A 14,206-nucleotide genomic window follows, 5' to 3' on the forward strand; every position below is an offset into this window, starting at 1 on the left:
GGGTAATTATCCTTTTACTGATCCTGCCGTTAGGCCACGAACAAAGTATTTTCCTGCAAAGACATACACCAACAATGTTGGCAGTGCGGCGATGATCGCAGCAGCCATATCGACGTTGTACTCTTTAACGCCCGTGCTGGTGTTGACTAAGTTGTTTAATGCAACGGTGATCGGCTGAGTCTCTGAGCCTGAATACACCACCCCGAATAAGAAATCGTTCCAGATAGCGGTAAACTGCCAGATCACGGTCACCATGATGATGGGGGTGGATATTGGTAATAAGATCTTGAAGAAAATGGTAAAGAATCCCGCACCATCCAGTTTTGCCGCTTTGATCAATTCATCAGGAATCGAGATGTAGAAGTTACGGAAGAACAGCGTTGTAAACGCCATGCCATAGATAACGTGCACAAGTACCAAGCCAATGGTGGTATTTGCTAACCCCATCTTGCCCAGTACGGTCGCCATTGGTAACAGCACCACTTGAAATGGAATGAAGCAACCGAACAGCAGCAAGCTAAAGAACAGGTTTGAGCCACGGAACTGCCACTTAGTGACCACATAGCCATTGAATGCGCCGAGTAGTGTTGAGATAGCCACCGCAGGAATCACCATTTGGAACGAGTTCCAGAAATAGCCTTTAACCCCTTCACACTTCACGCCAGTACAAGCGCTGTCCCACGCTTTATACCAAGCATCGAACACCCACTCTTTGGGTAAACTCATCAAGTTACCTGCCTTGATGTCTGGCAAGGTTTTAAATGAGGTCAGTACCATTACGAACAACGGCATGAGATAAACCAAGCAGAAGAAAAGCAGCGCCGAATAGATAAACATTCGAGCAAAGTTGATGTTGTTCATCATGACTTTTTCTCCCTAAGCTCTGAGTAAAGATAAGGCACCAGAATCGCTAGAATACCGGCTAGCATCATCATCGCACTGGCAGCACCTAAGCCGATTTGTCCGCGTGTGAATGAGTGTGCATACATGAATAGCGCAGGAAGATCCGATGAATAACCCGGGCCACCCGCCGTCATCGCTGTCACGAGATCGAAGCTCTTAATCGCAATGTGAGAAGTAATGATCACCGCGCTGAAAACCACAGGTCGCAAGCAAGGTAAAATGATTTTGAGATAAATAGTGGGTAAGCTTGCACCATCAATTTGCGCCGCTTTAATGATCGAAGAATCGATACCACGCAGGCCAGCTAAGAACATCGCCATCACAAAGCCTGACGACTGCCAAAGCGCGGCAATCACTAAGGTATAAACCGCCATTTCAGAGTCGACCAACCAATCGAATTTAAAATCGGTAAAGCCCCAATCTTGCATCAGCTTTTCAATACCTAGACCCGGATTCAGAATCCACTTCCAAGCGGTACCCGTCACGATGAATGACAGTGCCATCGGGTATAAATAAATGGTACGAATCGCACCTTCTTGACGGATGTTCTGGTCAAGCAAAATCGCCAAACCGACACCCAATACGATAGCAATCACCATGAATAGGATCCCAAATACACCTAGGTTGGTGATTGAGGTGATCCAGCGATCGTTCTCCATCAGCTTTTCATATTGAGCAAAGCCAACAAAATTGAAGCTAGGTAAAAATCGAGAATTAGTAAACGACAACGCTGTCGTCCAGAATATATAGCCGTAGATACATACCACGGTCACCAACGCGGTCGGTGCCAGCACAATCTTAGGTAACCAATGTTGTAACCTGTCAGCAAAACTGGGCTTTGGTGCAGGCTGGCTCCTTGTCGGTTTTGGAGTCGACTTAGTCAAAACATGCTCCATAACTTTTCCTTGTTGCACAATTGAGCCAATGGCTTACCTCTCGGCACCACATCAGCATCACGCATATCAGAATTGAGGTGAAGAGCGGATAGGCTCCCTACGAACCTACCCACCCTGGGGGTTAGGGATAAGCAACATAGTCAGCAACTCGCGTTCTGTTCATGTTGCTTACCAAGCTAGCTTAGATAGCCGCTTTTACTGCTTTCGCTAACTTAGTTGCAGCCTCTTTAGGATCAGCATCTTTCTCATTGAAGAAGTTAGTCACAACGTCATAGATGGCGCCTTGAGCGTAGCTTGTTGTAGATAGGCCGTGAGCCATACTCGGTACAAGGTCACCAGATTCCGCACTCGCTTTGAAGGTTGCCATTGAATCCAACGCACATTGGTCGAACTTAGACATGTCCATATCTAGACGTACAGGGATAGAACCTTTGTTAAGGTTGAAGACTTCTTGGAAATCTTTGGTAAGAATGGTTTTCGCAAGATCTTGTTGCGCTTTTTGATTCTCTTTATCGCCTAGCTCGAAGAAGGCAAAGCTGTCGATATTGAAAGTAAATTGGCCGTCTGTACCCGGAGCTGGTGCACAGATGTAGTCTTTGCCTGGCACTTTGCCTGCAGCGGTAAACTCGCCCTTCGCCCAGTCACCCATGATTTGCATTGCCGCTTCACCATTGATAACCATCGAAGTCGCTACGTTCCAATCACGGCCCGGAGAGTTGCTGTCGATGTAGTCACGCATCTTTTTGAACTTGGTGAACACTTCAACCATTTTGTCGCCAGATAGAACGTCCATATCTAAATCAACGAACGCCTTGTTGTAGTCCTCACTGCCGAGTACATCCAGTGCTACCGCTTCGAAGACTGTCGCGTCTTGCCAAGGTTGACCACCGTGTGCCAGAGGGATAAAGCCTGCTGCTTTGATCTTGTCTGCAGCAACAAAGAACTCATCTAATGTGGTTGGAACCGTTACACCTGATTTTTCAAGCACTTCTGGGTTTGCCCAAAGCCAGTTAACGCGGTGAACGTTCACAGGAACCGCTACGTATCCACCGTCCCACTTCATCACTTTGGTAACAACAGAAGGCAGTAAGTCATCCCACTTTTCTTGTTTCGCGGTTGCATCGAGAGACGTTAGAAAACCTAACCCCCCCCACTCCTGAATATCATGACCTTTAATCTGCGCAGCAGATGGCGGATTACCAGATACTGCTCGTGTTTTTAAAACAGTCATCGCACTTTCACCGCCGCCACCAGCAACAGCGAAATCTTTCCAAGTATGACCTTGTTCTTCAATCATCTCTTTCAGTACTGCAGCGGATTTAGCTTCACCACCAGCAGTCCACCAGTGAAGCACTTCCACTTCACCAGCTTGAGAAAATGTTGAGGCAGCAAGAAGAGATAGAGTAAGTAGGGTTTTATTGATTTTCATTATAATCTTCCATGTTTAGCGGACTCGGCGCCCGGTTCAATAAAGAGTCTACTTGTTCTAATTTATAAGATTGAAACAAAAGGTAAGCCCAATGTAACACAACTGTTACATTACACTTCTAGGCCTCGTGGGATATAGACTTTAGCTTCTAAGCCGCCTTGAGAGGAGTTACGAATAATGAGATCTCCGCCGTGTCCGTGCAGGATATTTCGGCATATCCCAAGCCCTAAACCGTGTCCTTGGTCATCGTTGGCGAGCCTGAAGTAGGGTTCAAACACCAGCTCAAGTTTGTCTTCAGGAATACCTTTGCCATGGTCCTGAATCGTCACGATTACCCACACAGAATCGCTACTGATATCGACCTTAGCGGATGTGCCGTATTTCACCGCATTGTCGATAAGGTTGGTCAGCACACGTTTAATCGCTAATGGTTTAGCAACTAACGGCTCAACCACAATAGGTTCAAATTCTACTAAGTTTTGATGCTGGTTATGCGATTCAATGACCGAAGCAACCATGTCATTAAGATCGATAATGGCATTGTTTTCGTGAAGGTCTGTATCCCTTACCGCTTGCAGGGCACCTTTAACCATCATCTCTAACTCATCCAGATCCTTGTTGAACTTCTCTTTCTTAACTTCGCTTTCCAACAACTCAGCTCTCAGTCTAAGACGAGTTATCGGTGTTTTTAAATCATGAGAAATAGCTGAGAAGAGATGTTCTCTATCGGCCACATAACGACGAATACGCTGCTGCATACGATTAAAAGCCCGAGTCGCCGTGACCAGCTCAGTAGCCCCCTCTTCGTTAAGCGGCGGCTGTTGAATATCCATACTCATTTCATTGGCGGCCCTTGCAAGCTTTTTAAGCGGGCGCACTTGGCGGCGAATCGTTAAGTAAGTCAACACCAGCAGAATCAGCGTTGAAGAGAATAAGAAGATCACCTGTTCACGACCAAGAATAGTGTCATCAAGTTTTACATAGGGTGTAGGCAATAGCGCTGCAATATAAACCCATTCATGGCTAGCTAGCTCGATTTGAACAACCAAAATAGGCGGATTAAGAGGCTCTAACGTTAAGGTATGATGCGCCCAAGATCGCGGGAGATCGGTTAAATATATATCATTTTTAAGTAAGCGAAGATGCTCTGGGCGAGAGAAATCGACGCGCACCGATTCCACCTTATTAAGCTTGCGACTCAAGACACTCTCTATCGCTTCTATTGATGCGGTTTTTAAACGGGTATCGGGGATTGGTTCAACAATCAATGCCTCTTTATTGAAAGAGACGAAGAATCGCGTCCCGCCCATATTACGGATTTGGTCTAACACGATATGGCGATATTTGACGGGCAAAGATTGAAAGAAGGTCACTGTGGAAGCAAACATGTTTGCCATGCTCGACGAAGCGGAGCTAATCCCCTCTAACTCTTTCTGTTTGGATTCGCTATACCAAATGGAGGTTGCAATACCCTGCGCGATGACGACGGCTAACAAGGTCAAAAGCAAGGTTCTAGCAACCAAGGAGTTTGGCTTTAAACTTCTCAACCACTTCATACAGACTTCTTACTCAATGCTCATAATGCACAGGTACAGCCAATATATAGCCGTTGCCACGCATGGTTTTGATATAGTGCGGATATTTAGCGCTATCACCAAGTCGGCTTCTCAAACGACTTAATTGAACATCAATGCCACGCTCAAAAGGCAGCGCTTCACGTCCCCTAGTCGCAAAAGAGATTGTGTCTCGGTCTAGCACTTCATTTGGGCGAGTTAGGAAAAGCATTAACAGTGAGAAATCGCTGCCCGATAGGTCTATCTCTTCGGCGCTTTCGTTGTGAGAGATTCGGTGCGCAAGGGTATCGAGTGTCCAATCACCAAAGGTGACCTGTTTAGGCAATGCGTCACTCGGCTTGTCATCAACCACTTGAACACGGCGCAACAGAGCTTTGATGCGAGCCATTAATTGGCGCGGACTAAACGGCTTAGCGATATAATCATCGGCCCCAATTTCCAAACCAATGATCTGATCGGTTTCATCCGACACAGCAGTCAGCATAATGATGGGCACATTAGAGTTTTTACGAACGCGCTGACACAAGGTAAAACCATCGTCACCAGGAAGCATTACATCGAGAAGTATCAGGTCCGGATAACCTTGGCTTTGGAGATGAGTTTCTAGTTCAACGCCATCTCCAACCGAAGAGACATCGAAACCCGATTTTGTAAGGTACTCTTCCAGCAACTCGCGGATTTCTTGATCATCATCCACCACGAGAATTCGAGTATTTGTTGGCATCGCCCAAACCTATAAAATTTACAACTTATTTACATAGTATATAGGCAGGTCGAGCATTTGATTATTGATATATTTATAAAATTATAAGAGCAAACAGATAGAGATCACAACTAAGCGACCGCTATCTGTTGATATTGTATCGGTAAGCCGATTTAAGACGAACAGCTGATCTCCATACCTTTGCCCCATTCCGGTGGCAAAGCTGCTAAGTATTCGTAGTCAGGGTGCTCTGCATATGGGTCTGCGAGTACCACCATTAGAGCATCAACATCGCTGCTATCGCCACGTTCGGCCTTTTCAATCGCAAGATGAGCCAAATAGTTTCTGAGAATGTATTTAGGATTTACCTGCCTCATCTTTTCGCAGCGCTCTGTAGCTGAACCATCTTCAAGTTCACAACGTTGCAAGTAGTTATCTAGCCATAGCTTCGCAACATCACGATCGATGACTAAATCAATGACTTCCTGAGCTGGCAAAGTGTCTAGATTCGACAGAGTTCTAAAGAACCTAGGGTAATCCACTTTATTTTGCGACATTAACTCGAACATAGATTCAAACAAGCGGCTGTCACCTTCTTGCTTGGAAAGCAGACCGAGTTTTCTACGCATCAACTGACTAAAGTAGCCATTCATTTGTGGCTCGTACTGTTCCAGTGCCGCTTCTAAATCAGCCCTCTCCACCAACGGTGACAACGCATGTGCCAACGCCGATAAATTCCACATCCCGATTCTTGGTTGTTGATTGAATGCGTAGCGCCCTTGGTAGTCGGAGTGATTACAGATCAAGCGTGGATCATATTCATCTAGGAAGGCAAATGGACCGTAATCGAAGGTTTGTCCGATGATCGACATGTTATCCGTGTTCATCACCCCGTGAGCAAAGCCATTTGCTTGCCACAACGCAATCATCTCTGCGGTGCGGTCAACGATTTGATTAAACATGGCTGCGTATGGCTTTTCTTCATTATAACATTCTGGGAAATGCCACTCGATGACTTTATCTGCCAACAGCTTATGTTCAACCAACTGATTTGTGTAAAACAAATGCTCAAAGTGACCAAAACGGATGTGTGATTCAGAAGCACGCACCAACAATGCACCCCACTCTTGTTTCTCTCGATAAACCGGCGTGTCACTGGTCATCATTGCCAACGCACGAGTGGTTGGAATATTCAGCCCCGCCATTGCTTCACTACATAGATACTCACGCACCGTCGATCGGATAACCGCACGTCCATCTCCCATACGCGAATATGGTGTTTTTCCTGCACCTTTGAGGTGTAAGTCGAACGTTTCACCACTTTTAGCGACAACTTGAGCTAACAACAGCCCTCTTCCATCGCCCAAATCAGGATTATAAGCACCAAATTGATGGCCTGCGTATTTCATAGCTAAAGGTGAAAATTGCTCAGGTTCAACATTGCCAGATAAGGTATCCAGCAATTCTTCTGAAGCGCTCTCAAATGACGGAAAGCCGAGTTCATTCGCAAGATTATGGTTCCATCTGAGCCATTGGACATTGTTTAGCGGTGTAGGTTGGATTGGGGTATAGAACAGTCGAGGTAATGCAGTAAATCGATTGTTAAATGAAATAGAATCCCAGACAGACATGAGAGACACACTATAAATAAAAGATAATTTAAGATTATCACAGTTTAGTAACAACTTCAGATCAGGTTATAGGGATAGATAATTTCGGAGAAGGTTGCTTGCTTAATAGATCAAGAGAAAGGCTTTGCTAAAGGAAAGAAGCGATTTAGAAGAAGTTAAGTGGCTAAGCTGTTGAGAAAAGCCACATTTATTGAAGAAAGAGTTCTAACTTTGAAAACTTTTTTACAAGTATGTTCATAATAAAAACTGGAAATATAGAGCCATTAAGCTGACTACATTAGAGCAAGAATACCCACTAGAGAAAGGGTAGAGAAAATCCAAGTGCGGCTGATAACGCCAAAGTTGCTGTGTTGAATCATTTCTTGATGCTGCATATGCCTCTCCTTGAGAACGTGATGGTGTAACTACAATATATCGGCTTTTTGTTAAAATCAGCAAGCATATTAATGTTAACCTTTTATGACAACACCAAGAAGTTTCTGTAACTATTCAACCCTTTGACAAATCATAGAGTTAAGCTCGACTAGTCGTTGAAAGCAGCGCTCCAGCTCCAATAAACACGCCCCCTGTCACACGATTGAAAACCTTGGCACGACCTTTCGCAAACAACCAATTCGACGACTTTGCGCCTAAATACGCGTAGACCAACAACCAAGACAGCTCCATCACAGCAAAGGTTGAGGCAAAGACGGCAAACTGTGGTAATAACGCGAGTGATGGGTCAATAAACTGTGGGAAAAGTGCGGTAAAAAACAGAATCGCTTTAGGATTACTGGCACCGACAATAAAACCACTTACGTAGTGAGACAGGATGCTCTCTCTAACAACTTTAGAATCTGATTCCTGACCCGGTAGTTGGTCATAATCTTGCTGGCTCGAACGTAACGACTTCCATCCAAGGAAAATAAGATAAGCAGCACCCGTCCATTTAATAACATTGAATACCACTTCAGAAGAGGCAATAATTACACCGAGTCCCGTAAACGATAGCGTGAGGATTCCGGTAATCGCCGTTAGGCTACCCAAGGCAGTAAATATCGATAATTTGAAGCCCGATTGCACACCTTTGGTCATGCACAATAAAGAGCTTGGGCCTGGGGATGCCGTCAAGATCAGCACGGCTATCAGATAGTAAATCCATGTATCAAAGCTCATCGTGAATTCTCCTTAACTCACTAGAATATATAAATTTTAATCTCCAATATGAATTAGATGTGCAACTTGATCAACTTCACCCTGCAGCTTTCGTTGGCACTGAACGGCACTTCACATTATAAAATGGCTAAACGAGCAGCGTGATATTCTAGCCCCAGAAAAAATAGTAAAACCTTTATTCAAAGATAGAAGCAAACCAGGTATGACTCGCCAAAAACAAAAAAGCCGCACTATTCAGTGCGGCTTTGATTCAATCATTGTGCTAATTAGTCTTTGTAGATAGAGAACTCATCAGCACAAGTAACTAGCTGCTCGCGAGTCATCATGAATACACCGTGACCACCATTAGAGAACTCAATCCAAGTGAATGGAATCTCTGGGTACTGCTCCATCATGTGAACCATTGAGTTACCTACTTCACAGATAAGAATGCCGTCATCAGTTAGGTAGTCTGGCGCGTTAGCTAGGATACGGCGAACCAGTTTAAGTCCGTCAGAACCTGCTGCTAGGCCAAGTTCTGGCTCATGAGTAAACTCATCAGGCAGGCTGTTCATATCTTCTTCGTCCACGTATGGTGGGTTAGATACGATCAGGTTGTATTTCTCTTTTGGCAGATCACGGAACAGATCAGAACGGATTGGGAACACTTGTTGCTCCATGCCGTGATCTTGAACGTTCTGCTCTGCAACTTGCAATGCATCAGTAGAGATATCAATTGCGTCAACTTCTGCTTCCGGGAATGCGTGTGCACAAGCGATAGCAATACAGCCACTGCCCGTACAAAGATCCATGATGCGAGTCGGCTCTTCAGTTAACCAAGGTTGGAATTGAGCTTCGATAAGCTCACCAATTGGAGAACGAGGCACAAGTACACGCTCATCAACGAAGAACTCAAGGCCACAGAACCAAGCTTTGTTCGTTAGGTAAGCCGTTGGTGTGCGATCATTTATACGCTTGATTACACGCTCAACTATGCGTAGACGCTCGCTGCTCGTTAGGCGAGAGTTCAATACATGTGAAGGAACATCAATCGGCAGATAAAGAGTTGGTAAAATAAGTTGTACCGCCTCATCCCACGCATTATCAGTGCCGTGACCATAAAATAGGCCCGCTGCATTGAAGCGGCTAACAGTCCAACGAATCACATCTTGAAGCGTGTGTAGTTCTGATACCGCTTCTTCTACAAAAATCTTATCCAAAATTGTCTCCGAAAAGCGCTACAATACTGCTAATTACGTTTCAAATTAGAATTCATAATCTGATGAGCAAAAAAGACACCGATTTCGATGACGATTTCGCCCTGTTCAGCGATGCAGTAAAGGGCGTTAAAAAGTTGCAACAGGATACCATAATCCAGCAACCAAAAAGAAATACCAAACAAAAAGAAATTACTCGAACGGCAAGACAAGCCAGTGATAGCGAGTTTTATTTCTCAGATGAGTTCATTCCGCACCTTAGCGAAGAGGGTCCAACACGCTATGCGCGTGACGATGTCTCAAAGTATGAAGTGAAACGACTTCGTCGCGGTGTCTATGTACCTGACGTCTATCTTGATATGCACGGCATGACGCAGCAAGAAGCCAAACGCGAGCTTGGCGCCATGATCGCACATTGTGTCAAAGAAGGTGTCGCGTGTGCCTGTGTTCAGCACGGCATCGGTAAGCACATCTTAAAAGAGAAAGTACCTTTGTGGTTGGCTCAGCACCCAGATGTGATGGCTTTTCACCAAGCACCTCTTGAGTTTGGCGGCAATGGTGCACTGTTAGTGTTGCTCTCTATTCCAGAGAAATAAAACGAGTCGTGTTCACATCACACCAAATAACAAAGGGCACCTCAATTACTGAGGTGCCCTTTTCTATTCTGGCTGTCGCACTATGTCCTATCAAACCCTAAGTTATGGGTTGATGTTCCACAGCAGCTCGCCTTTTTGTGTCTCAAGGTCGAATTCAATACACGCTAAACCTGATGTTGGGAACATCGGTGGCGCCATACCGGTTGCGAATTCAGCAGTTAGGTAGCCAACTAGAGGTAAATGAGAAACAAATAAAATGGTCTCTAGTTTTTCTACTTCAGCCATTGCCACGGTCAAATCAAACACATCGTCGGACATTCCATAAGGCGTAATATCATCACAGGTTTCTACTTTCTTTCCAGAAAACGCCTGAGAGATCTCTAACCACGTTTCTTGTGCCCTCAAATATGGGCTCACAAGCACTTTATCGAACTGGCTGATGCCCTGCTCGTTTGCAGCTTGAGCCACTGCAAGAGACACCATCTTACCGCGCTTAGTTAACGCTCGTTCTGCATCCGAGTTAGCAAAATGTTCTGCTTCACCGTGTCGCATTATGAATATTTTCATGTTCAGTCCTGTCTACGTAACATTTCGAAAGTCGATATATCCCATATCAGCGATACGCTACTTAGCGTTTGGCCCTCAATCCAGAGGGAGCCGCAGTCTATATAAATAATTATATCAAGTCACTTGCTAAAGAGTTCAACTTTCTTAACAATCTTGTTAAAAGAAAAATAAATTACTGATAAAAATCGATAAAAGTGATTTAGAAATCACCAAAAAGAACTTCATATCCCAAAATATGATCACAAGGTTTGCACGCCGAATCATCGGGTACATAATTTAAAAACCACCTTCTCTGGAGATGCTCTTGTGCACTTAAGCCCCAATGATGAACATCAATATCGCTACATAACCTTAAATAACGGGTTGCGTGTACTGTTAGTTCAGGACCAAAATGCTCAAAAAGCAGCAGCCGCATTAGCCGTCAATGTGGGGCATTTTGATGACCCTACAGACCGAGAGGGTTTAGCTCACTACTTAGAGCATATGCTATTTCTCGGAACTGAAAAGTATCCAAAGATCGGAGAGTTCCAAAGTTTTATCAGCCAACATGGCGGCAGCAACAATGCTTGGACAGGAACAGAGCACACCTGCTTCTTTTTTGATGTTGAATTGAATGCCTTTGAAACCGCGCTCGATCGCTTCAGCCAATTTTTTACCGCTCCGTTGTTCAACGAAGAAGCATTAGATAAAGAACGCCAAGCCGTTGATTCCGAATACAAGATGAAACTCAACGACGATTCGCGACGCTTGTACCAAGTTACCAAAGAACTGGTGAATCACAATCACCCGTTCTCGAAGTTTTCTGTCGGTAATATCGATACGTTGGGCGACAGAAACGGCGAGACGATTCGACAAGAGATCTTAAGTTTCCACCAGCAACAGTATTCAGCCGATCTGATGACACTAACACTGTCAGGCAATCAATCATTAGATGAGATGCAAACCTGGGTTGAAGCGCGCTTTAGCACGATCACCAATCACAACCTACGAGGCAAGAAAGTTGAAGTGCCGATTGTTGGCGAGTTAAGCACTGGCGTGCAAGTCCGTGTTGAGCCGATTAAAGAAGTGCGCAAACTTATCTTAACCTTCCCGATGCCAAGCATGGACGAACACTACGGTGTTAAACCACTGTCATTCTTCGCACACCTATTGGGTTACGAAGGAGAAGGCAGCTTGATGATGCAGCTCAAAGAGAAAGGCTGGATAACGTCACTCTCTGCTGGGGGGGGGGCAAGCGGCAGTAACTACCGCGATTTCACGGTAAGTTGCTCATTAACCCTTGAGGGCTTAACCAAAACCGATAACATCGTCCAAGCGGTATTTCAGTACATCAAACTCATTGAACAACAAGGTATCGAAGAGTGGCGTTATCTCGAAAAACGAGCCGTTTTAGAGTCGGCTTTCTGCTTTCAAGAGCCAGCAAGACCACTTGATGTCGTCAGCCACCTCGTAATCAACATGCAACACTACCAAGAACAAGATGTAGTGTATGGCGATTACAAAATGTCGCATTTCGATAAAGAGTTACAACACTCTTTGCTTCCCTACTTATCCGTCGACAACATGCGGATAACCATCGTGGCTCAAGGCTTCGAATATGACAGGGAAGCGAAATGGTACTTTACGCCTTACTCGGTCACGCCATTTAGCGCTGAACAAATTCAATGCTTTACATGCATCAACCCCGACTGGATGTTTGAGCTTCCAAGTAAAAACCCGTTTATTTGCTACGATTTAGACCCTTCTGAACTCGAAGGCGATACTAACCACCCACAACTGTTAGAAGAACTCGATGGCTTTAAACTGTGGCACCTCCAAGACCACCAATTTCGAGTACCGAAAGGTGTGGTATATATCGCTATAGATAGCCCACACTCAGTCGCTAGCCCAAGAAACATCGTCAAAACTCGCTTATGTGTAGAAATGTTCTTAGATTCACTAGAAAAAGATACGTATCAGGCTGAGATCGCCGGAATAGGCTACAACATGTACACCCATCAGGGCGGGGTAACTCTTACTCTGTCTGGATTTAGCGAGAAGCAACCACAACTACTAAACATGATACTTGAACGTTTCCAAGCACGCGACTTTAGTCCAACACGCTTTGAAACGATTAAGCATCAATTGCTCAGAAACTGGAATAACGCGTCGCAAGATCGCCCAATTTCGCAGTTGTTTAATGCGATGACCGGAATACTTCAGCCCAATAATCCGCCCAATTCCGTTTTAATCGAAGCGCTTGAAACAATAAAGGTCGATGAACTTTCTTCTTTTGTTCAAGCTATTTTGGCGGAACTGCATGTCGAGATGTTTGTATATGGTGATTGGAAAAAAGCCGATGCGCACAAGATGGCAGAAACGCTAAAAGATGCACTGCGTGTTCAAAATCAGGTTTACGAAGAATCATTACGTCCGCTAATCATGCTGGGTGAAAACGGCAGCTTCCAACGTGAAGTCGTATGTAATCAAGATGATTCGGCCATTGTAGTTTACTACCAGTGTTCTGATATTTCGCCTAAAAATATTGCGCTATATTCATTAGCGAACCATTTGATGTCAGCCACCTTCTTCCATGAGATTCGCACCAAGCAGCAGCTAGGTTATATGGTTGGCACAGGTAATATGCCGTTGAACCGGCACCCAGGTATTGTATTGTACGTACAATCGCCGAATGCTGCCCCGGCAAACTTGTTAGCCTCAATAGACGAATTCCTCAATGCCTTTTATATGGTGCTCTTAGAACTTAATGACTATCAATGGTACAGCAGTAAACGCGGTCTCTGGAATCAAATTTCAACGCCAGATACCACCTTGCGTGGTCGCGCTCAACGATTATGGGTTGCGATAGGCAATAAGGATCTTGAGTTCAACCAGAGAGATCGCGTATTAGAAGATCTTAAGGAGTTAACTCGCTCAGACATGATGCGCTTTGTGGTGAGTCAGCTTAAACCTCGTACGGCGAATCGTCTGATTATGCATGCGCACGGTAATGCTCATAATGAGGATGAGAAGTTGTCAGCAGGTGTGGAGATTGGCTCAATTGATGAGTTTCAATTGCGCCCGAAAGACTGTGAGCTTGGCTGATTAAATTGGGATGAAAACCATAAGGTTGATGTGAAAGCACTAACCTTTTTTATTGGACGCAGTTTAAAAGCAGGTCTCCTATTATACCAATCACAGTAAGTAAGTGATCAGAAATAGCGCAGGAAAAAGGCTTGAGAACAAGGCAGGTTTTTTTTCGATAAATAGTTATTCTACAATTAAAAATTCTAACGAAGTTATCGAGTGTTTTAACCAGCTAGACTGACGTGTTATTTACTACTATTGGTATTATGATCCGCACCAGCAGTTTTGGACATCGAGTTAAGTGAGTACAATCACTAACGAGGTGAACCATGACAAGCAAGAAAAAACGTATTATCCATTCCCCTGAATTTAAAGCAGAAGCCCTGAAGCTAGCAGAGAAAGTCGGAGTAGCTGCGGCAGCGAGGCAACTGTCATTACACGAATCCCAGATCTATGGTTGGCGTAAGGCAGTTAAGAGCGACACCAGCAC

12 protein-coding genes are annotated in these 14,206 nt (G+C 44.7%); 3 read left to right on the forward strand and 9 right to left on the reverse strand.

Annotated elements, in window-relative coordinates:
• Positions 1-6 precede the first annotated feature (6 nt).
• The 8 genes from L1D11_RS18220 to prmB form a co-directional block, all read right to left on the reverse strand.
• A complete protein-coding gene (locus L1D11_RS18220; protein WP_063523580.1) occupies positions 7-864 on the reverse strand; it encodes a carbohydrate ABC transporter permease in 858 nt (285 codons plus the stop codon).
• Positions 861-1,799 (reverse strand): sugar ABC transporter permease, encoded by a 939-nt coding sequence (locus L1D11_RS18225; RefSeq protein WP_239832239.1) that lies wholly within the window; start codon positions 1,797-1,799, stop codon positions 861-863. The genes L1D11_RS18220 and L1D11_RS18225 overlap by 4 nt, the downstream gene beginning before the upstream one ends.
• Before the next feature lie 181 nt (positions 1,800-1,980).
• Entirely contained in the window at positions 1,981-3,228 is a 1,248-nt protein-coding gene (locus L1D11_RS18230; RefSeq protein ID WP_239832240.1) for an ABC transporter substrate-binding protein, read from the reverse strand.
• A gap of 110 nt (positions 3,229-3,338) precedes the next feature.
• Positions 3,339-4,784 (reverse strand): ATP-binding protein, encoded by a 1,446-nt coding sequence (locus tag L1D11_RS18235; protein WP_239832241.1) that lies wholly within the window; start codon positions 4,782-4,784, stop codon positions 3,339-3,341.
• A 13-nt stretch (positions 4,785-4,797) separates the two neighbouring features.
• On the reverse strand, positions 4,798-5,526 hold the full coding sequence (locus tag L1D11_RS18240) for a response regulator (protein ID WP_239832242.1): 729 nt from the start codon (positions 5,524-5,526) through the stop codon (positions 4,798-4,800).
• 152 nt (positions 5,527-5,678) lie between these two features.
• Positions 5,679-7,136: a protein adenylyltransferase SelO gene (locus L1D11_RS18245; RefSeq protein ID WP_239832243.1), complete on the reverse strand. Its 1,458-nt coding sequence runs from the start codon at positions 7,134-7,136 to the stop codon at positions 5,679-5,681.
• 513 nt (positions 7,137-7,649) lie between these two features.
• Positions 7,650-8,291, reverse strand: a complete 642-nt coding sequence (locus tag L1D11_RS18250; protein WP_239832244.1) for a LysE family translocator — start codon at positions 8,289-8,291, stop codon at positions 7,650-7,652.
• Positions 8,292-8,557: 266 nt separating this feature from the next.
• Positions 8,558-9,490, reverse strand: a complete 933-nt coding sequence (gene prmB / locus L1D11_RS18255) for a 50S ribosomal protein L3 N(5)-glutamine methyltransferase (protein WP_239832245.1) — start codon at positions 9,488-9,490, stop codon at positions 8,558-8,560.
• A 62-nt stretch (positions 9,491-9,552) separates the two neighbouring features.
• On the opposite strand from prmB, the gene smrB reads away from it, so the two are divergent.
• Positions 9,553-10,083 (forward strand): endonuclease SmrB, encoded by a 531-nt coding sequence (smrB, locus tag L1D11_RS18260; protein ID WP_239832246.1) that lies wholly within the window; start codon positions 9,553-9,555, stop codon positions 10,081-10,083.
• A 102-nt stretch (positions 10,084-10,185) separates the two neighbouring features.
• Here the strand turns inward: smrB and sixA are convergent, their stop codons facing one another.
• The gene (gene sixA / locus L1D11_RS18265; RefSeq protein ID WP_239832247.1) at positions 10,186-10,650 is read right to left on the reverse strand and encodes a phosphohistidine phosphatase SixA; all 465 of its coding nucleotides are present in this window, start codon (positions 10,648-10,650) and stop codon (positions 10,186-10,188) included.
• A 306-nt stretch (positions 10,651-10,956) separates the two neighbouring features.
• Here sixA and L1D11_RS18270 point away from each other — a divergent pair, with 306 nt between their 5' ends.
• A complete protein-coding gene (locus L1D11_RS18270) occupies positions 10,957-13,734 on the forward strand; it encodes an insulinase family protein (RefSeq protein WP_239832248.1) in 2,778 nt (925 codons plus the stop codon).
• 311 nt (positions 13,735-14,045) lie between these two features.
• A partial coding sequence (locus tag L1D11_RS18275) for a transposase (RefSeq protein ID WP_239862662.1) occupies positions 14,046-14,206 on the forward strand: 161 nt, incomplete at its 3' end.

The sequence above is a fragment of the Vibrio sp. Isolate32 genome (assembly GCF_022397955.1).
Taxonomy (GTDB): domain Bacteria; phylum Pseudomonadota; class Gammaproteobacteria; order Enterobacterales; family Vibrionaceae; genus Vibrio.